The following is a 22,307-nucleotide window of genomic DNA, read 5'->3' on the forward strand; positions in this document are numbered from 1 at the left end:
CGTCGTTGTAGTTTGCGTTCAGCGCGACCAATGGCGGCCATTGTGGCCTCGGCAAACATTAGTTGTGCCGGGTATGGGGCGTTCCGCCCCGGGTGTGCGCCTTCGCGCATTGACCGTGTCCGGCTGCCCCCGTATGCTACAAGTTGCGCTGCGGGCCTGCGCGCCTCAGACAGAGCAGGTCGCGCTCGCATCTGTATGTATGTCCCCTCGGTTCACGAGGCGCCTCCTTCTCACGGGCGGCGCTTCCTAGGCTGTCCGGCTTCTGCAGCTGCGATACGGGCTCTCGGCGTAGCAGTACCTACGACTCACCGTCCGTACCGGAGCCCTTTCCCACATGACGAGCAGCACCGAGACCACCGCCACCACTCCGCAGGTAGCGGTCAACGACATCGGTAACGAGGAAGCCTTCCTCGCCGCGATCGACGAGACGATCAAGTACTTCAACGACGGCGACATCGTCGACGGCGTCATCGTGAAGGTCGACCGGGACGAGGTCCTGCTCGACATCGGTTACAAGACCGAAGGTGTCATCCCGAGCCGCGAGCTCTCGATCAAGCACGACGTCGACCCGAACGAGGTCGTCAAGGTCGGCGACGAGATCGAAGCCCTTGTTCTCCAGAAGGAGGACAAGGAAGGCCGCCTGATCCTCTCGAAGAAGCGCGCTCAGTACGAGCGTGCCTGGGGCACCATCGAGAAGATCAAGGAAGAGGACGGCATCGTCACCGGCACCGTCATCGAGGTTGTCAAGGGTGGTCTCATCCTCGACATCGGCCTCCGTGGCTTCCTGCCGGCATCTCTCGTCGAGATGCGCCGTGTCCGCGACCTCCAGCCCTACGTGGGCAAGGAGCTCGAGGCGAAGATCATCGAGCTGGACAAGAACCGCAACAACGTGGTCCTGTCCCGCCGCGCCTGGCTCGAGCAGACCCAGTCCGAGGTTCGCCAGACGTTCCTCACCACCCTGCAGAAGGGTCAGGTCCGCTCCGGCGTCGTCTCCTCGATCGTCAACTTCGGTGCCTTCGTGGACCTGGGTGGCGTCGACGGTCTCGTCCACGTCTCCGAGCTCTCCTGGAAGCACATCGACCACCCCTCCGAGGTTGTCGAGGTCGGCCAGGAAGTCACCGTCGAGGTCCTCGACGTCGACATGGACCGCGAGCGCGTCTCCCTGTCGCTCAAGGCGACGCAGGAAGACCCGTGGCAGCAGTTCGCCCGGACCCACCAGATCGGTCAGGTCGTCCCGGGTAAGGTCACCAAGCTCGTTCCGTTCGGTGCGTTCGTGCGCGTCGACGAGGGCATCGAGGGCCTGGTCCACATCTCCGAGCTGGCCGAGCGCCACGTGGAGATCCCGGAGCAGGTCGTCCAGGTCAACGACGAGATCTTCGTCAAGGTCATCGACATCGACCTCGAGCGCCGTCGCATCAGCCTCTCGCTGAAGCAGGCCAACGAGTCCTTCGGTGCCGACCCGGCCTCGGTCGAGTTCGACCCGACGCTGTACGGCATGGCCGCGTCGTACGACGACCAGGGGAACTACATCTACCCCGAGGGCTTCGACCCGGAGACCAACGACTGGCTCGAGGGCTTCGAGACCCAGCGCGAGGCGTGGGAGGGCCAGTACGCCGAGGCGCAGCAGCGCTTCGAGCAGCACCAGGCCCAGGTCATCAAGTCCCGCGAGGCCGACGAGGCCGCTGCTGCCGAGGGCGCTGCCGCCCCGGCCGCCAGTGGCAACGCCGGTGCGGGTGTCACGGGTGGTTCGTACTCCTCGGAGTCGGACGACAACTCCGGCGCCCTGGCGTCGGACGAGGCCCTGGCTGCCCTGCGCGAGAAGCTGGCCGGCGGCCAGAGCTGACGCTCTGACCCCAGCTGGTAACTAGCTGAAGTAAGGCCCGCTCCCTCTGGGGAGCGGGCCTTACTGCGTTGTGCGGTGCCGTGGTGGCGCGTGCCGTGGCGTTATGGCGTGCCGTTATGGCGTGACGGGGATGTTCGTCAGGCCCTTGCCACCGCTGACGGTGTTGCTGGCGTAGACGGTCGTCGGGCAGCTGGAGCTGTGGTTGGTGACATTGATGGCGAGCTGCCTGGAGCCGGAGGCTCCGCGCAGATCGGAGGTGTTGCCACGGAAGACGGTGTCGCAGCCCCAGCCGCTCTGCTGGGTGTGGGTCTCGAAGCCGTTGTTGGTGGTGTTCTTGCCGGTGTTGTTCTCGACCAGGGTCTTGTTGCCCTTCACGTCGATCCATGAGTCGTCGAAGTTGGCGCCGGTCAGGCCGCGGCCGTCGAAGGCGTTGCCGATGATCTTCGCGCCCGTGGTGCCTTCCTTGATGTCGACGGCCTCGCCGCCGACGTCCGGGCCGATGGTGTTGCCCAGGATCTGTACGTTGTCGCTCTTGTCGGAGAGCGTGTTCGCGGAGCCGACATAGACGCCCTCGCCCATGCCGCGGCCGTTGTTGTCGGTGTCGTAGATCCGCGAGTTCTTGATGACGCCGTTGCGGCTGGACTTGCGGAAGTGGACGCCCTCCATGTCCAGGCCGTGCACGGTCACCGAGTCGATCACGACGCCGTCGGCCGAGTCGGTCATGATCCCCTTCTGGCCGCCGGTGACGGTGATCCCCTTGACGGTCCAGTACGACGCGCCGTTGAGATGGAGACCGTAGCCGCCGCCGGCCTTGAGGACCGCCTTCGAGGAGCCGGTCAGGGTGATACGGGCGCCGGAGGTGCCGGCGGCGGTGGTCTTGAAGTTTCCGGTGTAGGTGCCGTCCGCGAGCTGGATCGTGTCGCCGGGGCGGCCTGCGGACAGTGCCGACTTCAGCTGAGCGGCGGTGGTCACATTGATGACCGCGGCGGCATCCGCGGGTGCGGCCAGTAAGGACAGACCGCCGGTCGTGAGTACGCCGGCCAACAGGGCGGGGAGCAGCCTTCGGGTGCGCATGGGGGGTGCCTTCCCGTTCTCGTATATAGACGATGGATGTGTTTCTGAATCACTGGCTGCCTCGTGACGGTAGGGACGGGTTGTAGACATGTCAAGGTCTGGACCAGATCGCGGTGACACCCGCCTCCGTGAACTGAGCTTCCCCTTCGATGTGTTCATCGCGTGAGGCGGGAATGCCCGTGCGTCACCAGGCGTTCTTCTGTACGAACACGAGGAGGAGCGTTAATCGTGCTTGATCCGCAGGGTTTGTACGAATGGGAGCCGAAGGGCCTCGCCGTCGTCGACATGGCGCTCGCGCAGGAGTCGGCCGGCCTGGTCATGCTGTACCACTTCGACGGATACATCGACGCGGGGGAGACCGGCGACCAGATCGTCGACAACCTGCTGGACACGCTGCCGCACCAGGTGGTGGCCCGTTTCGACCACGACCGGCTGGTGGACTACCGCGCCCGCCGCCCGCTGCTGACCTTCCGCCGCGACCGCTGGAGCGCGTACGAGACCCCGACCCTGGATGTCCGGCTGGTCCAGGACGCCACGGGCGCGCCGTTCCTGCTGCTGTCGGGCCCCGAGCCTGACGTCGAGTGGGAGCGCTTCGCCACCGCCGTCCGGCAGATAGTCGAGCGGCTCGGCGTGCGCCTCGCGGTCAACTTCCACGGCATTCCGATGGGCGTCCCGCACACCCGCCCCGTCGGCCTGACCCCGCACGGCAACCGCACGGACCTCATGCCGGGCCACCGCAGCCCCTTCGACGAGGCGCAGGTGCCGGGCAGCGCGGAGTCGCTGGTCGAGTACCGCCTGATGGAGTCGGGCCACGACGTCCTCGGCGTCGCCGCGCATGTGCCGCACTATGTCGCACGCTCCTCCTACCCCGACGCCGCACTGAGCGCCCTGGAGGCGATCACGGCCGCGACGGGTCTTGTCCTGCCAGCCATCGCGCATTCGCTGCGTACGGAGGCGCACCGCACCCAGACCGAGATCGAGCGGCAGATCGGTGAGGGCGACGAGGAGTTGGTCGCGCTGGTGCAGGGCCTTGAGCACCAGTACGACGCGATGGCGGGCGCCGAGACCAGGGGCAGTCTGGTCGCGGAGCCGGTGGACCTGCCGTCCGCCGACGAGATCGGCCGCGATTTCGAACGCTTCCTCGCGGAGCGGGAGGGTGACGCATAGCCCGCTCGCGTAGGCTGCGGGCATGCTGAAGGTGGGCCTGACCGGCGGAATCGGTGCCGGCAAGAGCGAAGTCTCCCGACTCCTCGCGTCGTACGGAGCAGTGCTGGTCGACGCCGACAAGATCGCTCGTGAGGTCGTCGCGCCCGGTACGCCCGGACTCGCGGCCGTTGTCGAGGCCTTCGGCCCGGAGATCCTCAACCCCGACGGCACCCTGGACCGGCCCAAGCTCGGCTCGATCGTCTTCGCCGACTCCGACCGCCTGGCGACGCTGAACTCGATCGTCCACCCACTGGTCGGGGAGCGTTCCATGGAGCTGGAGAAGGCCGCGGGGCCGGACGCCGTCGTGATCCATGACGTACCGCTGCTCGCCGAGAACAACCTGGCGTCGCTGTACGACGTGGTGGTCGTCGTCGACGCCTCGCCCGAGACGCAGCTGGACCGGCTGGTACGGCTGCGCGGAATGGCGGAGTCCGAGGCGCGTGCGCGGATGGCGGCCCAGGCCACGCGCGAGCAGCGGCGAGCCATCGCCGATCTGGTCATCGACAACGACGGGCCGCTGGAGAACCTGGAGCCGCAGGTACGGAAGGTCTGGGCGGAGCTGACCCAGCGCGCCGCCGCGCAGCCCGGCTCCCGTTAGGCATCTTGATCGGAATACCCTTGCCGGACGCGGTGTTGGAACCGGGCAGCAAGGGGAAGGATGCGACCGTGCCCAAGAGCAATCCGGAGACGCACGTCATCGACTACCGAGCGGCCGAGCAGTTGCTGGCCGCGAGGGATCCGCGCGGCGCCGTGAAACTGCTGGACTCGGTGATAGCGGCCCATCCGGAGAACACCGCGGCCCGGCTGTTGCGTGCCCGCGCCTTCTTCGCCGCGGCCCAACTGCGCCCGGCCGAGCTTGAATTCGAGCTGGTCCTGGAGCGCGAACCGGACAACGCCTTCGCCCACTTCGCACTGGCCCGCACGTACGAGCGGGCCGGCCGTCCGGAACAGGCCAAGCGCCATTTCCGCCTGGCGGCGGCGCTGGACCCGAAGCCGGAGTATGTAAAGGCCGCGCGCTTCGACGCGGAGGCCTGACGTTCGCGGCCCGACGTTCGCGGCCTGACATTCGATGCCCTGCCTCTCGCGGCCCGGCCTTTCTTTGATCCGCCGGCCGTCCAGCTCCAGCGATGGGGGCGCGCGCGTCTAGGGATGGGGGCGCGGGCCGCGGCCGCCGTGGTCCGGTTCGTACGGCGGGACGTCGCGGCCCGGCTGGTAATGCGGCCCCTGGTGGATGTGCCGCAGGACCATGAACAGATCAACGGTGACGATCAGCAGCAGCACCCCGCAAGCCACCGCCCAGCCGGGGCGCGCCGCGAGGGCGAAGGCCGCCGTGCCCGCCCCAGCCCAGATCAGGCCCCATACACTCAGCCAGAGCCGCAGCCGCAGGGGACTGCGTGCAGTTGTCGGTTCACTCCCAGTGCGCATGGCAATCGCGTCTCCTACTCCAGGATGCACCCCGAAGCTGATGCCGACGTCGAGGAGCCGAGCAGTGGAAAAGCAGTCATGGGAGAGCACAGCCGTCCGTCGGGCCAGGATCCGCGGATGCCTGCTCGGCGGGGCGATCGGGGACGCCCTGGGCAATCCGGTCGAGTTCCTCTCCCTCGGCGCGATCCGCGGGATGTACGGCGAGCAGGGTGTGACCACACTCGTATCGGATTCCGACGGCGTGACCGGGCGGATCACGGACGACACGCAGATGACGCTGTTCACGGCCGAAGGGCTGATCCGTGCGCAGGCCAGAGCGGCCGGGAAGGGCATCGGCGGCGGCGAGACGGCCTGCGTGCGCAACGCCTATCTGCGCTGGCTGGACACACAGAACTACCCGGCCCCGCCCGAGCCGGCTGAAGGCGACTACGTCAGGACAGGATGGCTCAGGCGCCAGCCCTTCCTGTACGCGCGGCGGGCACCCGGCAATGCCTGTCTGACCGGGCTCGCTCAGCGGTATGTCCCGGACGTGACGGCCGTGTTGGGGGATCCAGGTCCGGTGAACACCGGCTCCAAGGGCTGCGGCACCGTCATGCGGTCGGCGCCCTTCGGGCTGGTCGGGGCGGAGCCCCGGCGGGCGTTCGAGCTGGCCGCGCACTGCGCGCAGATCACCCATGGACACCCGACCGGCTATTACGCGGCCGGGGCGTTCGCCGCGATCATCGCGCACCTGATGCAGGGCGATTCGGCCGAGGGCGCGGTGCTGCGGGCGATGGAGCTGCTGCGCGGCTACGAGCTGCACGAGGAGACCACGGCGGCGCTCCGGGCGGCAGTGGACCTGGCGGCGGGCGGCGGCCGGCCGACCGCCGAGAAGGTCGAGTCGCTGGGGGCGGGCTGGGTCGCCGAGGAGGCCCTGGCCATCGCCGTCTACTGCGCCCTGGCCCGTACGAACGACGTTGCCGAGGCCCTGCTGCTTTCGGTCAACCACTCGGGCGACAGCGACTCGACCGGGAGCATCTGCGGAAATCTGCTCGGCGTGCGCTACGGCGACGTACAACTGCCTCCATCCTGGCTGGTGTTGACCGAAGGGCGGGGCGTGATCGCCGAGCTGGCAGAGGATCTGGCCCTGCAGACCGAGTACGCCACGGTGGGGTACGGCGAACCGGTGCATCCGAACGACCGGTATCCGCACAACTGATCTGCGTATCCGGGGCATCCCGCCCCGGGTAACCCGGGTATCCCGTCCCGGGTAGCCCGGATATCCGGGACGGTGAGGGGGAGGAGTCGCTGGTGACGACCGCGTTGGTGGAGCTGCCGGAGGCGGACGAGCTGGCAGAGGCGCTGCTGGATCTGGCGGTGCCGCACGAGGACATCAATGAACTCCTCGCGCTGCGTGGCCCGATGACCGCGGACCCCGTGCTGCGCGGGCTGCTGGAGACGGGCGTCCGCGAGCTGCTCCACGACATGGGCAGGATCGGCGGAGGCGGCGAACTGCCGCGGATGCCCGACGGCTCGGGCGTTCCGGCCCGCTGCTTCCCGGTGTACGTCCTTGTCGCGGCCCTCCCGTACGTACGGGCCTACCACCGGGAGCGTTCCGTGCCGGAGGACGTCTCCCGTCACACGCTGGCCGACCTCGGCCGCCATATGACCCTTCACCGCAGGCGCCGGGGCGCCGGCGGACTGTCGATACCGGGCTGGCTGGGGCTGCACTTCCGGGGCGAGATCTACCAGCTGGGGCGGCTGCAGTTCCAGCGGTCCCGGCTCGACGGGCGGACCGGCGAGACCGTGCGGGCGGCCGGACTGCCGTTCGGGCCGGGGGACTTCGCGCTGGATGTGCACATCCCCGACTTCCTCGGACCGATCACGCCCGCCGCTTGCGACCGGTCTCTCGCCCGGGCCGGGGAGTTCTTCGCGCGCCACTTCCCCGAGGAGAACTACCGGGTCGCCACCTGCCACTCATGGCTGCTCGACCCACAGCTCGCCGAGTATCTGCCGAAGGACTCCAACATCGTCCGCTTCCAGGACCGCTTCCGTTCCGCGTACGAGAGGAGGGAGGCGGAGGACGGCGTTCCGGTCGGCTTTGTGTTCGGCGATCCGGATCTGCCGCTCGACGCGCTGCCGCGCCGTACGACGCTGGAGCGCGCGATCGGCGACCATCTGCGGGCAGGCCGCCACTGGTACTGCGGGCACGGCTGGTTCGAGCTCTGAGGGCCGTGCTCTGAGGGCCGTGCCGGTCGAGGAAGGTGGAAGTTCTTGAAGTCGGGGCCCGGGGGCGATGAGTCCCGGGCCGCCTCCCGGTCTACCTCTGCGAAAGCACCACGAAAACGCTTACCGGGGGAGACCACGATGTCCGCAACGACCGCCGCCGCCGCAACGACCGCCGCCGCCACCACCGGGACCACCCTGGGCCGCCGCTCGCACCTCGCCGTGCGTACGCTCCAGATCGTGCTCGGGGTGTTCATGGCCATCGCGAGCGCCGCGCCCAAGCTCGTCGGGCACTCCTCCGCGGCGGAGTCCTTCGACAAGATCGGCTTCGGCGACTGGTTCATGTATCTGACGGGCGGTCTGGAGCTGGCCGGCGCGATCGCGCTGGTGATCCCGATCCTCTCCGGGCTTTCGGCGCTCGCCTTCATGGGCCTGATGATCGGCGCTTTCATCACTCAGGTGACGGTGTTCGACGGTCAGTACGCGATCACGCCGGTCATCCTCTTCGTCGTCTTCGGCGGGATCGCCTGGGTGCGGCGCAATCACACGGCGGAGCTCGTCGCTCTCGTACGCAAGCGTCTCTAGCCGCAGGGGGTTCCGCTCGGTCTGCTCGCCCGCTCAGGAAGGGCCGCACCCGCGACGGGGTGCGGCCTCCTCCGTTCCGCATCACCGGAGTCCCGCCTCCCGCCTCACCGGACCTGTGGCGCTTGAGGCTGGTCCGAGGGGGTATACCGGGCATACCGTGGTATTTGACATCCGGCTCGGACGGTAGGGGGTGCCCTGATGGTCGAGGAGCTGGTGACGGCCGGGATGGTGGCCGCGTCCGGCTGTCTGGCGTATGTGATGGCGGCGGCCAAGGTGGTCAAGCAGTACGAGCGAGGCGTGGTCTTCCGCCTCGGCCGGCTGCGCAAGGACGTGCGCGGACCCGGCTTCACCATGATCGTGCCCATCGTGGACCGGATTCGTAAGGTCAATCTGCAGATCGTGACGATGCCGGTGCCCGCGCAGGACGGGATCACGCGGGACAACGTGACGGTGCGGGTCGACGCGGTGATCTATTTCAAGGTCGTCGACGCCGCCGATGCCGTGGTGCAGGTGGAGGATTACCGGTTCGCGGTCTCGCAGATGGCGCAGACGTCGTTGCGGTCGATCATCGGCAAGAGCGATCTGGACGATCTGCTGTCGAACCGCGAGAAGCTCAATCAGGGACTGGAGTTGATGATCGACAGCCCGGCGATCGGCTGGGGCGTGCAGATCGACCGGGTGGAGATCAAGGACGTCTCACTGCCGGAGGCCATGAAGCGGTCGATGGCGCGGCAGGCGGAGGCGGACCGTGAGCGGCGGGCCCGGGTCATCAACGCGGACGCCGAGCTCCAGGCATCCAAGAAGCTGGCAGAGGCGGCCGGCGTGATGTCGGAACAGCCCGCGGCGCTCCAGCTGCGGCTGCTCCAGACCGTGGTCGCCGTCGCCGCGGAGAAGAACTCCACCCTGGTACTGCCCTTCCCGGTGGAGCTGCTGCGCTTCCTGGAACGGGCGGCTCCGCAGCCAGGGCAGCCGGAGGGAGAGGAGTCGCACGGCGGTTCACGGGCCGTGGATGCGCAGGCCGAGTCCCAGCCGCCGCAAGTGGAGTCGCGGTCACCGCAGTCACCGCAGTCACAGCCCGAACAGGCACCCGCAAAGGCACCGCCACCGCCGCAGGCCGTCCCGCCGCTCGCGCCGCCCGCGGCCTGAAGACCCGTCGTAGCAGCGTTGCCGCAGGTCGCGAGGCGATCGGGAGACTGTCGGTGCCCATTGTCAGACCCCACCCGTAAGGTCGTAGATCGAGTACTTCGGTACATCCGCATACGACCTGTGGGTGGGAGGTGACCCTGTGACGCCTGTGACGTCCGACAAGCTGCGCCTGTTGGAGACGCTGCACACCTGTGCCGCGGTCTTCATTCCGGCACCGCTGCCACGTGAGGGCCGAGTCGCCTTCTGGGATCCGGGCAGCGACCGGCTCCGGGGCGCGGCCGACGAGATCACCGTCGTAGGCCGCGACGACTCAGGCACGGGCGCAGGCGTGGGCGGAGGCACAGACACCGGCGCAGACACCGGCACAAACACGGACACCGGCACAGACACCGGCGCAGACACCGGCACAAACACGGACACCGGCACAGACACCGGCGTCCGCAGTCGCACCGTCCCCGCCGTGCTGCTGCCGGTCGCCGAGGCCCTACCCCTGCTGACCCGCGCCCGCCACCACCCGGCCGCGCACCCCGCCGCGGCCTGCTGGGGCGCGGCCGCTCTGCACGCCGTCCATCTGGTGGCGCGCGGCAGGCTGCTGCCCGGACTGACCGCGGCCGATCACGACGCGTGGCGCGCCGGGCCCCTGGACGCGGACGACATCGCCCAGCTGCGGGCCATCGCCGCCGCCATGCCGTACGAGGCGCATGCTGTCCCCGTCCCCGTCCCCGTCCCCGACCTGCGGCCGTTGCAGCTGGCCGACCCCGAGACGCTGGTGAGGTCGTTCTTCGACGCGGTGGCCGACACCCTGCCGCGTACGCCGGCTGCCGCGTACGCCGCGGGGGCGCCGTTCGCGGCAGCCTCCGCCCAGCATCTGCCCGGGGCGCGGGAGTGGGCGGCGGAGGCCGCCGCGGGCATGGACGCAGGGGTGCGGATCTCGCTGCGCCTCGACCTGGCCGCGTTCGAGCTCTTCGACATCGGGGAGGAAGACGGAGCGGAGCGCAATGCAGGGGCGGCCCTCGTCCAGGTGCACAGCCTCGCCGATCCGACGCTCGTCATCGACGCGGACCGGCTGTGGGCGGGCGACGGGGACGAGCACTTCGGGCCGCGCGCCCGGATCGACGCGGTGCTGGCGCTGCGCCGCGCGGCCCGGGTCTGGCCGCCGCTCGCCCGCCTCCTCGAGCGGGACGTGCCCGATGTGCTGCCGCTCACCGAGGACGAGTTGTACGAGCTGCTGGGACCGGGGGCGGCCCGGCTGGCGGCGGCAGGGGTGGCCGTCCACTGGCCGAAGGAGCTGGCTCGTACGCTCTCGGCCGCCGCGGTCGTACGGCCCGCGCCCGGCTCGGCGACGGACGGCACACCCTTCTTCGACAGCGACGAACTGCTGAAGTTCAACTGGCAGTTGGCGCTCGACGGCGATCCGCTGACGGAGCGGGAGATGGACGCGCTGGCCGAGTCGCACCGTCCGATCGTGCGGCTGCGGGACCAGTGGGTGGTGGTCGATCCCGATCTCGTACGCAAGGCGCGCAAGCGGGAGTTGGGGCTGCTGCAGCCGGTCGACGCGCTGGCGGTGGCGCTGACCGGCACGGCGGACGTGGACGGCGAGACGGTGGAGGCGGTGCCCACGGGCGCGCTGGCCACCCTGCGCGACCGACTCACCGCGGCCTCCAGCCCGGTCGCACCCCCGCCGGCCCTCGCCGCCACGCTGCGCGACTACCAACTGCGGGGCCTCGCCCGGCTCGACCTGATGACCTCGCTCGGGCTCGGCGGCTGCCTCGCGGACGACATGGGCCTCGGCAAGACGGTCACGGTGATCGCCCTCCATCTCCACCGCGACCGCACGGCCCCGACGCTGGTCGTCTGCCCCGCCTCCCTCCTCGGCAACTGGCAGCGGGAGATCACCCGCTTCGCCCCCGGCGTGCCGGTGCGCCGCTTCCACGGCGCGGACCGCACCCTGCCAGAGCTCGACGGCGGCTTCGTGCTCACCACGTACGGCACGATGCGCACCAGCGCGGACCGGCTGGCCGCGCACACCTGGGGGATGGTCGTCGCCGACGAGGCGCAGCACGTCAAGAACCCGTTCTCGGCGACCGCCAAAGCCCTGCGCACCATCCCCACCCCGGCCAGGGTCGCGCTGACCGGCACGCCCGTCGAGAACAACCTCTCCGAGCTGTGGGCGCTGCTGGACTGGACGACCCCAGGACTGCTCGGCCCGCTGAAGGCATTCCGCTCCCGCCACGCACGCCTCGTGGAGAACGGCGAGGACGACGACGCGGTCGAGCGGCTGTCCCGGCTGGTCCGCCCCTTCCTGCTGCGTCGCAAGAAGTCCGATCCGGGCATCGTGCCCGAGCTGCCGCCGAAGACGGAGTCCGACCATCCCGTGGCGCTCACCCGGGAGCAGGCGTCGCTGTACGAGGCGGTCGTACGGGAGGCGATGGCGGCGATCGAGAGCGCGGAGGGCATCGCGCGGCGCGGGCTCGTGATGAAGCTGCTGACCGGCCTCAAGCAGATCTGCAACCACCCCGCGCAGTATTTGAAAGAGCACAGCCTGAAGGAGCACAGTGCGGGGGACGGCACCGCACGGCTGGCCGGCCGCTCCGGCAAGCTGGCACTCCTCGACGAACTCCTCGAGACGATCCTGTCCGAGGAGGGCTCGGTCCTGATCTTCACCCAGTACGTCTCCATGGCCCGCCTGCTCTCGGCGCACCTCGCGTCCCGGGCGATCGGGTCCCAACTCCTCCACGGGGGAACGCCGGTGGCGGAGCGCGAGCGCATGGTGGACCGCTTCCAGTCCGGCGAGGTCCCGGTCTTCGTACTCTCCCTCAAGGCGGCCGGCACCGGCCTGAATCTGACCCGGGCGGGCCATGTCGTGCACTTCGACCGCTGGTGGAATCCTGCGGTGGAGGAGCAGGCGACGGACCGGGCCTACCGCATCGGCCAGACACAGCCGGTGCAGGTCCACCGGTTGATCGCGGAGGGCACGGTGGAGGACCGGATCGCCGACATGCTCGCCTCCAAGCGGGCGCTGGCCGATGCGGTCCTCGGCTCCGGCGAGGCGGCTCTGACCGAGCTGACCGACCGTGAGCTGGCCGACCTCGTCTCGCTGCGGAGGCCGTCATGACGCCGCGCACGCCTTCCCGTCACGACGACCGCCGGCGGACGTTCCCGGCCCTGGAGCCCCGCACGGGCGAGGAGTTCGCGTCCAGCTGGTGGGGCAACGCCTGGGTGGAGGCGCTGGAGGACACGGCACTGGACCGGGCGCGGCTGACCCGGGGCCGTGCGTACGCGGGCCGCGGCCATGTCGACGCGATCACGGTCACGCCGGGCCGGGTCATGGCGTACGTCCACGGCAGCAGACCGCGCCCGTACCGCACGGAGATCCGCCTCCGTACGCTCACCGACGCCGACTGGGACGACTTCCTGGCCGCGGCGGCGGCTCGCCCGGACCACATCGCGGCGCTGCTCGACAAGGACGTACCGCATGCGCTGGCAGCCGTGGCGGACCTCCTGCCCATGCCCGGCGACATGATCCCCGACTGTTCCTGCCCGGACGACGGTTACCCCTGCAAGCACGCGGCCGCGCTCTGCTACCAGACGGCCAGGCTGCTGGACGAGGACCCGTTCGTGCTGTTCCTGATGCGCGGCCGCGGTGAACGCGAAATCCTCGCCGACCTCTCCCATCGCAACGCGACCCGCTCGGCGGCCGAGCGGACCAGCGCCGCGACTGCCACGCCCGTGCCGACGGTCCCGGCCCACGAGGCCCTCGCCCCGCGCACGCTCACGGCTCTACCGCCCCCGTTCCCCGCGCCCGGCCACCCGGGCCGCCCACCGGCCTACCCCCACACGCCCGGCGCGCCCGACCCCCTCGCCCTGGACCTCCTCGCCACCGAGGCGGCCGCCCGCGCCCACACCCTCCTCACCACCGGCGCCGACCCCACCGCAGAGCTGACCCAATGGCAGGACGCGGTCCGGCTCGCCGCCGCCCACCCCGGCTCGGGCCTGACCGCCTCCACCCGCGCCCTCTACCGCGACCTCGCCGCCGCCACCGACCACACCCCCACCGACCTGGCGCGCGCGGTGGCCGCCTGGCGGCAGGGCGGCCGCGAGGCCCTCGCCGTACTCGAAGAGCCCTGGGACCCGCCCGCCGGCCCCTTCGACCGCGCCCGCCCGGCCCTGATCGCCGCCGACTTCCCCCACTTCCGCCCCTGGCGCAACCACCTCTCCACCCGCTCCCTCCAGCTCCGCTTCGGCCGCGACGGCCTCTGGTACGGCTACGAGTCGGACCCGGACCGCGAGGACTGGTGGCCCCGCGGCACCCCCGACGCCGACCCGGTGGGTGCGCTCACCGCACTGCTGGACAGGTGACCGACAAGGCTTCCTGCACCTCGGTCCGATCGCGTCGCCGCCGAACGGACACCGCCCGCGCCGAACTGGCCGAGGCGCAACGGTCCGCGGACGAGGAAACGGCCGCCGACATCCAGGCCGAATAGCGCTCCCGCATGCGCCGCACCCTCCGAGCGGACCCGGAGGCCGCGGCGGAACTACGCGCGCGCATGGGCAGGCTGCCGAAGTCCACGTACACCTGTGGTGTGCCGGCGTCCAGGAACGCCACCAACTCGGCCAGGAGCGGGCGTTCGTCCGGCCGACCTCATCAGCTCGTGAGGATGACGAGTTGCTGGGTCGCTCGGGTCATCGCGACATAGCGGTCGACCGCTCCTTCGATGCCCGTGCCGAACGCCTCCGGGTCGATGAGGACGACCAGGTCGAACTCGAGCCCCTTCGACAGCTCCGGGGTCAGCGACCGGACGCGGGACGTCGTCCGGAATGTGGGATCGCCGATGACGCAGGCGATCCCGTCGGCATGTGCGGCGAGCCAGGTGTCGAGGATCGAGCCCAGATCCGAAGCAGATCCGTGTACGACGGGGACGTCGCTGCTGCGGATGGAGGTCGGCACGTTGGCGTCCGGGAGCACGGCCCGGATGACCGGCTCGGCTTCCGCCATGATTTCCTCCGGCGTCCGGTAGTTGATGCTCAGGGAGGCCAGGTCGATCCGGTCGAGCCCGATCCGCTCGAGCCGTTCCTGCCACGACTCCGTGAACCCGTGCCTGGCCTGGGCGCGATCCCCGACGATGGTGAAGCTCCGGGACGGGCACCGGAGCACCAACATCTGCCACTCTGCGTCGGTCAGTTCCTGAGCCTCGTCCACGACGATGTGCGCGAACGGGCCGGCGAGCAGGTCCGGGTTGGTGCTGGGCAGTGCGGTCTCGTCGACCAGGGTGTCCTGCAGGTCCTGTCCGCGCAGCATCGTCACCGCACCTTCACCGTCGGCATCGGCCTCAAGCAGGGCGTCGATGACGCCGGCCATGTGCTCGCGTTCGGCGGCGACAGAGGCATTGTGCCGACGCTTACGTCGCGACGCCTCCGGGTCTCCGAGCCGCTGCCGTGCCGCGTCCAGGAGCGGCAGGTCGGACACCGTCCAGGCCTGGGCGTCCTCGCGCTGCAGCTTCGACACGTCATCGGGGCTGAGCCAGGGAGCGCACTTTCGCAGGTAGGCGGGTACCGACCACAGGTCTCCGACGAGGTCGGCCGCTTCGAGCAGCGGCCACGCGCGGTTGAAGGTCGTGAGCAGTTCCCTGTTCTGCAGCAGCGACTTGCGGAGCAGGGCAGCCGAGGCTTCGCCGTCGTGCTTGTCCACCAGGATCGTGAGCAGCTCCTCCCAGATCTGGTCGCGCGCCTCGTTGTGCGGAGTGCCGGGTGCTGCTTCGAACGCCACGGCCCAATCGTCGGCGCTCAGCCAGATGTCGGACCAGTGGGTCGAGACCGTCATCCCCTTGGCGGGCGGCTCCTCGTAGAACCTGACGGCCGGTTCGATCGCCTTCACCAGGTTCGCGGACGACTTCAGGAGGGCCACGTCCGGGTCGGCCTCGATCGCTGCTGCGGCTCCCTCGGCGACGAGGTCCCGCAGGGTGCAGGTCTGCACGCCCTCCTCTCCGAGGCTGGGGAGGACGTCGGCGACGTAGCCCAGGTAGGGCTGGTGCGGACCGACGAACAGCACGCCGCCCCGGCGGTGACCGAGGCGAGGGTCGGAGTAGAGGAGGTAGGCGGAGCGGTGCAGAGCGACGACGGTCTTCCCCGTACCCGGACCGCCGTCCACGACGAGAGCGCCGCGGGATCCCGCGCGGATGATGGCGTCCTGGTCGGCCTGGATGGTGCCGAGCACGTCTCGCATCCGTGCCGACCGGTTGCTGCCCAGGCTGGCGATGAAGGCGGACTGGTCGTCGAGCGCGGCGTGCCCGGCCAACCCGTCCGAGGCGAACACCTCGTCCCAGTAGTCGCTGATCCGGCCGCGGGTCCAGCGATACCTGCGGCGGCTTGCCAGACCCATCGGGTTGGCGTGGGTGGCTCCGAAGAACGGCTCAGCCGCGGGGGAGCGCCAGTCGAGCAGCAGCCGACGGCCCGCGCTGTCCTTAAGGCCAAGTCGTCCGACGTACACGGGCTCGGGGTCGTCCGCGCCGACCATGCGTCCGAGGCACAGGTCCAAACCGAAGCGACGCAGTGCGCGCAGGCGAGCGGTCAGCCGGTGGATCTCCATGTCCCGGTCCATCGCCTGCCGGCCCACGCCGCCGGGCGCCTTGAGCTCGGCATCGAGGCGGTCGGACAACTCGGCGATCGACTGCTCGAGGCACTCCGCGATGGCCGCGAAGTGCTGCTCATCGCTGTCGATCAGCGTCGGGTCGGCCTTGGGAGAGAGGCGGTCGGGAAGGTCGAACGCGCTGGTAGTCAGGGAGTTCACGTCATCAGCTCCGATTTGAGGCCGCTTGCAACCATTGCGCGCAGCAAGGCGTCTGGACCGGCGTGACGAACCTGGTGGCCATGGCGGGCAACGCTCCGCCTGAGTGACCCCGTGGCTGTTGTCGGTTCAGGTCGCCAGGGTTTGCAGGTTCTCGTGTTCTGCTTCTGCGTACTGGCTCGGCGATCCCGCGTGGTTCACGCGGACACGGGCGGCCTTTCCCGGTTGATCGTGTCGAGCAGCAGCTTCGCGGCCGCCGTCGCCCCGTCGGTGCCGATCGTGGCGGCCACGGCGGTCGCTCGTGCGCGGGTCTCGGGTGTCAGGGCCGTACTGAGCGCGGCCGACAGGGACTCGGTGTTCGGGGTCGGACCGACGTGTGCCGCGCCGATGCCCAGCTCTGCCACCCGGCCCGCCCAGTACGGCTGGTCCGCCCCCTGGGGTACCACCACCTGAGGAGCGCCGGCCCGGGCGGCTGTCGTCGTCGTACCCGCGCCGCCGTGGTGCACAACGGCGGCAACCCGGCCGAACAGTGCCTGCTGGTTGACCTCGCCTACGACGAAGCAGTCGTCCCGGTCGTCGATCAGGGCCAGGTCGGCCCAGCCGCGGGCCACGACCGCGCGGCGGCCCTGCGCGCGGATCGCCTCGATGGCCACCCGGGCGACGTCCGTCGATGTGTGCATGGGCATGCTGCCGAAGCCCACGTACACCGGTGGTGTGCCGGCGTCCAGGAACGCCGCCAACTCGGCCGGGAGTGGCCGTTCGTCGGGCAGGATCCACGCGCCGGTCTGGACGACGTCGAAGTCCGGCGTCTCCTGCAACGGGTCCAGGACCGGGTCCGTAGCCAGCCACGGCTGGTCGCCGATGACGTAGTCGCGGACGTTGTCCACCGGTGGCAGGCCGACCGACACCCGGTTGGTGTTGAGCGCCTCACCGAACAGCGCGTTGATGCTCTGGACGTCCAGGTCCCACAGCACCCGGTTGTCGGTCACCTCCGGCGGGAACGGCCGGCCCCGATACGCCAGCGGCGGGCGGTGCGGCGAGGGCAGGGTGAGCTGCTGGAAGGTCACGGACACGGAGGGGATGCCCAGTTTCTCGGCCACCGACCGCGCGCCGGCCGCGGCCGGCATCATGCCGGTCGCCACCAACACATCACATCCCTCGGCCGCCGCGGTGACCGCCTCCAACTGAGTGGCGATCACCTCGGCCGCGTACCGGGGCATGGATGACGGCGGCGGCGCCGCCTTCGTCAGCGCGCGCGCCGACGGGCCGACCGGCACCAGCGGCACGCCGACGCCGGCCAGCCGCTGCGCGAAGTCCTCGTCCGGCGGCGCGCACACCCGCACCTCCGCGCCGAGTGCCCGCAACCGCACCGCGAGCCCCAGCAGCGGTTCGACGTCCCCGCGCGACCCATACGTAGACAGCAACACGCGCACTTCGTGACTCTCCCATTTCCGCAGGTTCTGGCCTCGGCCGCCGATTCTGCGGCATGACCCGGGCCTTGCCGCAAGGCCCCCCGTGCGCTATATGTTGAGAGTGGAAAGGAGTGGGTACTCCCCTTTCCCCTTTGTCGTCCGCTGTGGACGGACAACCTCCTCGCGAAGCGGTGTACCGCCGCGTACGGACTTCTGCACCCTCTTCACGAGCCAGCGGCCGGCGATCAGTCCGAGGCTGTCAGCCCGTCCGGTGATGCCCCTACGAAACCGCATCCGCATCCGGGCCTGCTGCCCTCGAATTCCGGCCTACGTCGAGACGAAGCAGCGGGCGATCCGTCATGAGGGAGAACTGCGGGAGAACTGCGGGAGAACTTCCCACTGCGAAGCCGGATTTCGGCAGGCAGCCGTCGACAGTTCCGGAATGCCGCCGGCGTGGGGGAGGGACGAGTGTCCCGCCGGACGGCCGGTTGGGACAACCACTGGTCATCCCAACCGGCTGGGTGAGTCAGCCGTCGAAGTCGAGGTAGTGGACACCTGTGAGTTGTTGCGATTTCGCCCATAGGGCTCGGGCCGCGTCGAGGTCGCGGCCTGGGCCGGTGAACGCCGCGGGCTGCACCCGCGGGTGGAGCTTGGGGCCGGTCGGGCCGTAGAAGCTGTCCGGCGAGGCGTCGGGGGAGGTCGCGGCGTAGAGGATCGGCACGACAGCGTGTTCCGCGGGCCGTCCGATCAGCGCCGCCGCCGTCTTCGTCACCAGCCGCAGCGCGGGTGAGGGGTAGGTGGTGTGCAGCGGTGTCTTCGCCATGCCCGGGTGGGCGACGAAGCTTGTGACCGTGGAGCCGGACGCTTGCAGGCGACGGTGGAGTTCGCGGCCGAAGAGCACGTTGGCGAGCTTCGAGCGGTTGTAGGCCCGGCCCGGTGAGTAGGTGCCGGTACCGTCGAGACGGTCCAGGTCCAAGGCGGCGCTCGTATACAGCGCGGACGAGACGACGACGATCCGCGGATCATGGCTTCTGCCGAGCAGATCCAGCAGCAGACCGGTCAGCGCGAAGTGGCCCAGGTGGTTCGTCGCGAACTGGCTCTCCACGCCCTCGGCGCTCAGCGTGAGCGACTGGCTGCTGATCCCGGCGTTCCCGATCAGCAGGTCGACCGCCGCGAACCGGTCGTGCACCGCGGCCGTGAACCGGTGGACCGAGGTCAGGTCGAGCAGGTCGAGTTCCATCACCACCGCTTCACCCGGACCTTGGGCCAGTTCGGCGCGTATGTGTTCGGCCTTGGCCGTGTTCCTGACCGCCATGACTACTTGTGCGCCCTGGGCGATAAGCGATCGTGTGATCGCCAGCCCGAGACCGCTTGCGGCGCCCGTGACTATGGCGGTACGTCCGGCCAGGTCGGGCATGTCATCGGTGGACCATGAGAGGGCAGGAAGCTCGGGAGAACGAGTGCTCATGGGCCGACGCTAAACTTTGACATCAGTGTCAAGGTCAAGGAAGCGTCCGGGCGGTAAGCGACTGCGAGTGGAGAAGCATGAGGATCAGCGAGCTGAGTCGAGCGACCGGCGTCAGCGCCCGCTCGCTGCGCTACTACGAGCAACAGGGCATCCTCACGTCCGAACGGCGGGCCAATGGGTATCGCGACTACGGACCTGAAGCGCCCGAAGTGGTCTTCCGCATCCGCGCGCTGCTGGCCATCGGCCTGCCGACCGACAGGATCCGCGACATCCTCCCCTGCGAAGGCGCGGCGGGACGGCAGCCCGAGGTCTGCTCCACACTGCTGGCGGAGATCCGCGAGATCCGGGACAGCGTCTCCGAGCAGGCCGTGGAGCTGTCCCGTACCAGCGACGCCCTTACCCGCTACCTCAGCGAGAACTTCGCCTGACCGGGCCTGTGTTGCCCGCCGCTGTCTAGGCTGGGGCCATGGCACTCCATGATCCGGCCAGCGAGCTGATGGCCGACCCCTACGCCGTGTACGCGCGGCTCCGCGAGGCCGGGCCCGTCCATCGCATCGCCGGGACGGACGGGCTGCCGGCCTGGCTGGTCACTCGCTACGACGACGTACGCCAGGCACTCGCCGATCCCCGGCTCTCCCTGGACAAGCGCAACGCGGCACCCGGGGGCTACCGGGGGATGGCGCTGCCGCCTGCGCTGGACGCGAATCTGCTCAACATGGACCCGCCGGACCACACCCGCATCCGGCGTCTGGTGTCCCAGGCGTTCACCCCGCGACGCATCGCGCAGCTGCGCGAGCCGATCCGGAAGACAGCCGACCAGCTGCTGGACGCCATCGCCCCGCACGGCCGCGCCGACCTGATCGCCTCGTACGCCGCGCCGCTGCCGATCAACGTCATCTGCGACCTGCTCGGCGTCGCCCCGGAGGACCGGCGCGATTTCCGGGCGTGGACCGACGCCCTGGTCGCCCCGGATCCTGCGGAGCCGTCACGGGCGAAGGAAGCGATCCGGAGCATGCTGGCGTTCTTCACCCAGCTCATCGCCCGCAAGCGCGCCGAGCCGGCCGACGACCTGCTCTCCGCCATGATCGCGGTACGCGACGAGGAAGACCGGCTGAGCGAGGACGAGCTGATGTCCCTGGCCTTCCTCATCCTGTTCGGCGGATACGAGAACACCGTCCACCTCATTGGCAACGCCACCCTGGCCCTGCTCGACCACCCCGACCAACTGACCGCTGTGCGCGCCGACCCTGGCCGACTGGGCGGCGCCGTCGAGGAGTTGGCCCGTTACGACGGCCCCGCACCGCTGGCCATCCGCCGTTTCGCCGTCGAGGACATCGCCATCAGCGGCGTCACGATCCCGGCCGGCGACACCGTCCTGCTCTCCCTCGCTGCCGCCCACCGCGACCCGCACCGTTTCGCCGACCCCGACCGCCTCGACATCGGCCGCGACGTCACCGGTCACCTCGCCCTCGGCCATGGCATCCACTACTGCCTGGGCGCCCCCCTGGCCCGGATGGAGACCGAGATCGCTCTCGCCGCGCTGCTGGAGCGGTTTCCGCGGCTGGAGCTCGACGTCCCGTACGTCGAACTGCGGTGGCGGCCGTCGATGCGTGCCCGAGGGCTGCTCACCCTTCCCGTGCGCTACTGATCAGAAGTCGGCGAGCGTCGGCTCGTCCAGCCGGGCCACGGAATCCTGCGCGTACGCCGTCACATACGCCTCCCGGATCCGCTCGATCTGCGGGTCGCGTACGCGTGCCTCCGCAGCCGGGTAGAGCAGGATCAGCTCGTACGAACGCTCCCGCTCGATGGTGCCGTTGGAGTCCCGCCACTGTCCGCGGCCGTCCTGGACTGTCAGCCCGGACGGGAAGCTCGGCGTGACATTCCTGTCGATGAACGCCATGAACTGCCGGTCGGTCACATCGGGTCCGCCGTCGGGCCGCTCCGTGCCGAAGAAGAGCCGCGTCTCGATGTACGCGGCACCGCGTGCCCCCGTGGCAGAGGGCCTGGACGCCTTGGCCTGTTCACTGCCGAGCGCGGCGGTGGAGGCGGGTGCTCCCACGGCCAGTACGGCAACGGTGGCGCCGGCGACGGCGAGGAAGTGCGCTGCTTCAAGGTGGGCACGGGGAGCGGGTCCTTTCCATGGTGCGCCGCAGGGCGGCCACCACGCGCGTTGTGGCTCAGGCAAGCGGGCCACGAAACAGGGCGCGGGCAAGCCGAATTCGTCTGGAAACCACCCGTACGAGGTCTGGCCACCGACGGGGCCGCGTCGAACAGCACCCTCGAGGCCGCGTGGTCACGACCGGCCGCGTGCGGCCACGACCGTGCCGTGCGGTCACGACCGCCAGTTCGACAAGGCGCACACTCGAAAGAGTGAAAGGTGTATGTGCCATAACCCTATTGGTCTCATGGCGTTATTCCGGTGCGGGCGAGTGCCCGTGAACGTCTTCTGAAGGCAGGGAACCCATGAGGCAGGTTCACCGAAAGGGTCTGGCCACCGTGATGCTCACGGGTGGCGCGCTCGCCATTTCGGGCTACGCGCACGCAGACTCGAACGCGGACGGCGGTGCGGCCCGTTCGCCGGGACTGCTGGCCGGCAACACGGTGCAGCTTCCCGTGAACGTCCCGGTCAATGTGTGCGGCAACACGGCCAATGTCGTCGGACTGCTCAACCCGGCCGCCGGAAACTCCTGCGCCAACGCAGGCCGGAGCGGCGGGGGTTCGCAGACCGGGGCAACCGGCGCCACCGCCCGGAGCGGTGACAGGAATTCCCCCGGGTTCCTTTCCGGAAACAGTGTCCAGGTCCCCATCGACATCCCCGTCAATGTCACCGGGAACTCCGTGAACGTCGTCGGCATCGGGAACGCCGCGGTCGGCAATTCCTCGTCCAACACCCCCGGCAAGCCGCCGGTCCGGCCGCGGCCCGCCACCCCGCCGAGGACCGCAACGCCGCACACCCCCGCGCCGCAGCCCGAGGCACCCGGCCCCGACGTGGCGCTCGCCCACACCGGTGCCGGACCGGTCGCGTACACCGTGCCCGCCGGTGCGGCGATGCTGCTCGGCGGCGTCGTGCTCTACCGCCGGTTCCGGCCCGCCCAGCAGTCCGGGCGCCGCGCCTAGTCCGGACGCTCCGCCTAGTCCGGGCGCCGCGCCTAGTCCGGA

At 70.0% G+C, this 22,307-nt stretch carries 20 protein-coding genes; 14 read left to right on the top strand and 6 right to left on the bottom strand.

What is annotated here, in order from left to right; translation table 11 throughout:
- Positions 1–334: 334 nt before the first annotated feature.
- Positions 335–1,843, top strand: coding sequence for a 30S ribosomal protein S1 (gene rpsA / locus ACFYWY_RS18070; protein WP_389187018.1), 1,509 nt, complete (start codon positions 335–337; stop codon positions 1,841–1,843).
- Between the two features lie 114 nt (positions 1,844–1,957).
- Here the strand turns inward: rpsA and ACFYWY_RS18075 are convergent, their stop codons facing one another.
- Positions 1,958–2,917, bottom strand: coding sequence for a right-handed parallel beta-helix repeat-containing protein (locus ACFYWY_RS18075; protein WP_389187021.1), 960 nt, complete (start codon positions 2,915–2,917; stop codon positions 1,958–1,960).
- Between the two features lie 228 nt (positions 2,918–3,145).
- On the opposite strand from ACFYWY_RS18075, the gene ACFYWY_RS18080 reads away from it, so the two are divergent.
- From ACFYWY_RS18080 to ACFYWY_RS18090, 3 genes are all read left to right on the top strand, one after another.
- The gene (locus ACFYWY_RS18080; RefSeq protein WP_389187024.1) at positions 3,146–4,084 is read left to right on the top strand and encodes a PAC2 family protein; all 939 of its coding nucleotides are present in this window, start codon (positions 3,146–3,148) and stop codon (positions 4,082–4,084) included.
- A gap of 22 nt (positions 4,085–4,106) precedes the next feature.
- Complete coding sequence (gene coaE, locus ACFYWY_RS18085; protein ID WP_389187027.1) at positions 4,107–4,721, top strand: dephospho-CoA kinase; 615 nt, start codon at positions 4,107–4,109, stop codon at positions 4,719–4,721.
- A gap of 68 nt (positions 4,722–4,789) precedes the next feature.
- Positions 4,790–5,158: a tetratricopeptide repeat protein gene (locus tag ACFYWY_RS18090; protein WP_389187030.1), complete on the top strand. Its 369-nt coding sequence runs from the start codon at positions 4,790–4,792 to the stop codon at positions 5,156–5,158.
- A gap of 108 nt (positions 5,159–5,266) precedes the next feature.
- Here ACFYWY_RS18090 and ACFYWY_RS18095 read toward each other — a convergent pair whose 3' ends face one another.
- Positions 5,267–5,548 carry a DUF6343 family protein gene (locus ACFYWY_RS18095; RefSeq protein WP_389187033.1) on the bottom strand — a complete coding sequence of 94 codons (282 nt, stop codon included), beginning with the start codon at positions 5,546–5,548 and terminating at the stop codon, positions 5,267–5,269.
- 40 nt (positions 5,549–5,588) lie between these two features.
- Here ACFYWY_RS18095 and ACFYWY_RS18100 point away from each other — a divergent pair, with 40 nt between their 5' ends.
- The 7 genes from ACFYWY_RS18100 (at position 5,589) to ACFYWY_RS18130 (ending at position 13,968) form a co-directional block, all read left to right on the top strand.
- Positions 5,589–6,746: an ADP-ribosylglycohydrolase family protein gene (locus ACFYWY_RS18100; protein ID WP_389187036.1), complete on the top strand. Its 1,158-nt coding sequence runs from the start codon at positions 5,589–5,591 to the stop codon at positions 6,744–6,746.
- A gap of 92 nt (positions 6,747–6,838) precedes the next feature.
- Positions 6,839–7,756: an acyltransferase domain-containing protein gene (locus ACFYWY_RS18105; protein WP_389187039.1), complete on the top strand. Its 918-nt coding sequence runs from the start codon at positions 6,839–6,841 to the stop codon at positions 7,754–7,756.
- Positions 7,757–7,894: 138 nt separating this feature from the next.
- Positions 7,895–8,338 carry a DoxX family protein gene (locus ACFYWY_RS18110; RefSeq protein WP_389187042.1) on the top strand — a complete coding sequence of 148 codons (444 nt, stop codon included), beginning with the start codon at positions 7,895–7,897 and terminating at the stop codon, positions 8,336–8,338.
- Between the two features lie 198 nt (positions 8,339–8,536).
- Positions 8,537–9,484 carry a slipin family protein gene (locus tag ACFYWY_RS18115; RefSeq protein ID WP_389187045.1) on the top strand — a complete coding sequence of 316 codons (948 nt, stop codon included), beginning with the start codon at positions 8,537–8,539 and terminating at the stop codon, positions 9,482–9,484.
- Between the two features lie 139 nt (positions 9,485–9,623).
- A complete protein-coding gene (locus ACFYWY_RS18120; RefSeq protein ID WP_389187048.1) occupies positions 9,624–12,599 on the top strand; it encodes a DEAD/DEAH box helicase in 2,976 nt (991 codons plus the stop codon).
- Positions 12,596–13,843, top strand: coding sequence for an SWIM zinc finger family protein (locus ACFYWY_RS18125; protein WP_389187050.1), 1,248 nt, complete (start codon positions 12,596–12,598; stop codon positions 13,841–13,843). Before ACFYWY_RS18120 ends, ACFYWY_RS18125 begins: the two co-directional genes overlap by 4 nt.
- On the top strand, positions 13,840–13,968 hold the full coding sequence (locus tag ACFYWY_RS18130; RefSeq protein WP_389187054.1) for a hypothetical protein: 129 nt from the start codon (positions 13,840–13,842) through the stop codon (positions 13,966–13,968). Before ACFYWY_RS18125 ends, ACFYWY_RS18130 begins: the two co-directional genes overlap by 4 nt.
- Before the next feature lie 161 nt (positions 13,969–14,129).
- Here ACFYWY_RS18130 and helR read toward each other — a convergent pair whose 3' ends face one another.
- The 3 genes from helR to ACFYWY_RS18145 form a co-directional block, all read right to left on the bottom strand.
- Complete coding sequence (helR, locus tag ACFYWY_RS18135; RefSeq protein WP_389187057.1) at positions 14,130–16,271, bottom strand: RNA polymerase recycling motor ATPase HelR; 2,142 nt, start codon at positions 16,269–16,271, stop codon at positions 14,130–14,132.
- Between the two features lie 194 nt (positions 16,272–16,465).
- Complete coding sequence (locus tag ACFYWY_RS18140; RefSeq protein WP_389187060.1) at positions 16,466–17,701, bottom strand: glycosyltransferase; 1,236 nt, start codon at positions 17,699–17,701, stop codon at positions 16,466–16,468.
- 505 nt (positions 17,702–18,206) lie between these two features.
- Positions 18,207–19,148 carry an SDR family NAD(P)-dependent oxidoreductase gene (locus tag ACFYWY_RS18145; RefSeq protein WP_389187063.1) on the bottom strand — a complete coding sequence of 314 codons (942 nt, stop codon included), beginning with the start codon at positions 19,146–19,148 and terminating at the stop codon, positions 18,207–18,209.
- A gap of 77 nt (positions 19,149–19,225) precedes the next feature.
- Between ACFYWY_RS18145 and ACFYWY_RS18150 the strand changes: the two genes are divergently transcribed.
- Both ACFYWY_RS18150 and ACFYWY_RS18155 read left to right on the top strand, forming a co-directional pair.
- Positions 19,226–19,576, top strand: a complete 351-nt coding sequence (locus tag ACFYWY_RS18150) for a MerR family transcriptional regulator (RefSeq protein WP_389187066.1) — start codon at positions 19,226–19,228, stop codon at positions 19,574–19,576.
- 38 nt (positions 19,577–19,614) lie between these two features.
- A complete protein-coding gene (locus ACFYWY_RS18155) occupies positions 19,615–20,796 on the top strand; it encodes a cytochrome P450 (protein WP_389187069.1) in 1,182 nt (393 codons plus the stop codon).
- Here ACFYWY_RS18155 and ACFYWY_RS18160 read toward each other — a convergent pair whose 3' ends face one another.
- A complete protein-coding gene (locus ACFYWY_RS18160) occupies positions 20,797–21,213 on the bottom strand; it encodes a DUF3574 domain-containing protein (protein WP_389187476.1) in 417 nt (138 codons plus the stop codon).
- Positions 21,214–21,611: 398 nt separating this feature from the next.
- On the opposite strand from ACFYWY_RS18160, the gene ACFYWY_RS18165 reads away from it, so the two are divergent.
- Entirely contained in the window at positions 21,612–22,265 is a 654-nt protein-coding gene (locus tag ACFYWY_RS18165; RefSeq protein ID WP_389187072.1) for a chaplin, read from the top strand.
- The last annotated feature ends 42 nt before the right edge of the window (positions 22,266–22,307 follow it).

Source organism: Streptomyces sp. NPDC002870 (assembly GCF_042888505.1).
Taxonomy (GTDB): domain Bacteria; phylum Actinomycetota; class Actinomycetes; order Streptomycetales; family Streptomycetaceae; genus Streptomyces.

Excerpts from the sequence above, each read along its gene's own strand:
- rpsA (WP_389187018.1), top strand. The coding sequence starts at position 335 with ATGACGAGCAGCACCGAGACCACCGCCACCACTCCGCAGGTAGCGGTC.
- ACFYWY_RS18075 (WP_389187021.1), bottom strand. The coding sequence starts at position 2,917 with ATGCGCACCCGAAGGCTGCTCCCCGCCCTGTTGGCCGGCGTACTCACG.
- coaE (WP_389187027.1), top strand. The coding sequence starts at position 4,107 with ATGCTGAAGGTGGGCCTGACCGGCGGAATCGGTGCCGGCAAGAGCGAA.
- ACFYWY_RS18095 (WP_389187033.1), bottom strand. The coding sequence starts at position 5,548 with ATGCGCACTGGGAGTGAACCGACAACTGCACGCAGTCCCCTGCGGCTG.
- ACFYWY_RS18100 (WP_389187036.1), top strand. The coding sequence starts at position 5,589 with ATGCCGACGTCGAGGAGCCGAGCAGTGGAAAAGCAGTCATGGGAGAGC.
- ACFYWY_RS18110 (WP_389187042.1), top strand. The coding sequence starts at position 7,895 with ATGTCCGCAACGACCGCCGCCGCCGCAACGACCGCCGCCGCCACCACC.
- ACFYWY_RS18115 (WP_389187045.1), top strand. The coding sequence starts at position 8,537 with ATGGTCGAGGAGCTGGTGACGGCCGGGATGGTGGCCGCGTCCGGCTGT.
- ACFYWY_RS18125 (WP_389187050.1), top strand. The coding sequence starts at position 12,596 with ATGACGCCGCGCACGCCTTCCCGTCACGACGACCGCCGGCGGACGTTC.
- ACFYWY_RS18145 (WP_389187063.1), bottom strand. The coding sequence starts at position 19,148 with ATGAGCACTCGTTCTCCCGAGCTTCCTGCCCTCTCATGGTCCACCGAT.
- ACFYWY_RS18150 (WP_389187066.1), top strand. The coding sequence starts at position 19,226 with ATGAGGATCAGCGAGCTGAGTCGAGCGACCGGCGTCAGCGCCCGCTCG.
- ACFYWY_RS18155 (WP_389187069.1), top strand. The coding sequence starts at position 19,615 with ATGGCACTCCATGATCCGGCCAGCGAGCTGATGGCCGACCCCTACGCC.
- ACFYWY_RS18165 (WP_389187072.1), top strand. The coding sequence starts at position 21,612 with ATGAGGCAGGTTCACCGAAAGGGTCTGGCCACCGTGATGCTCACGGGT.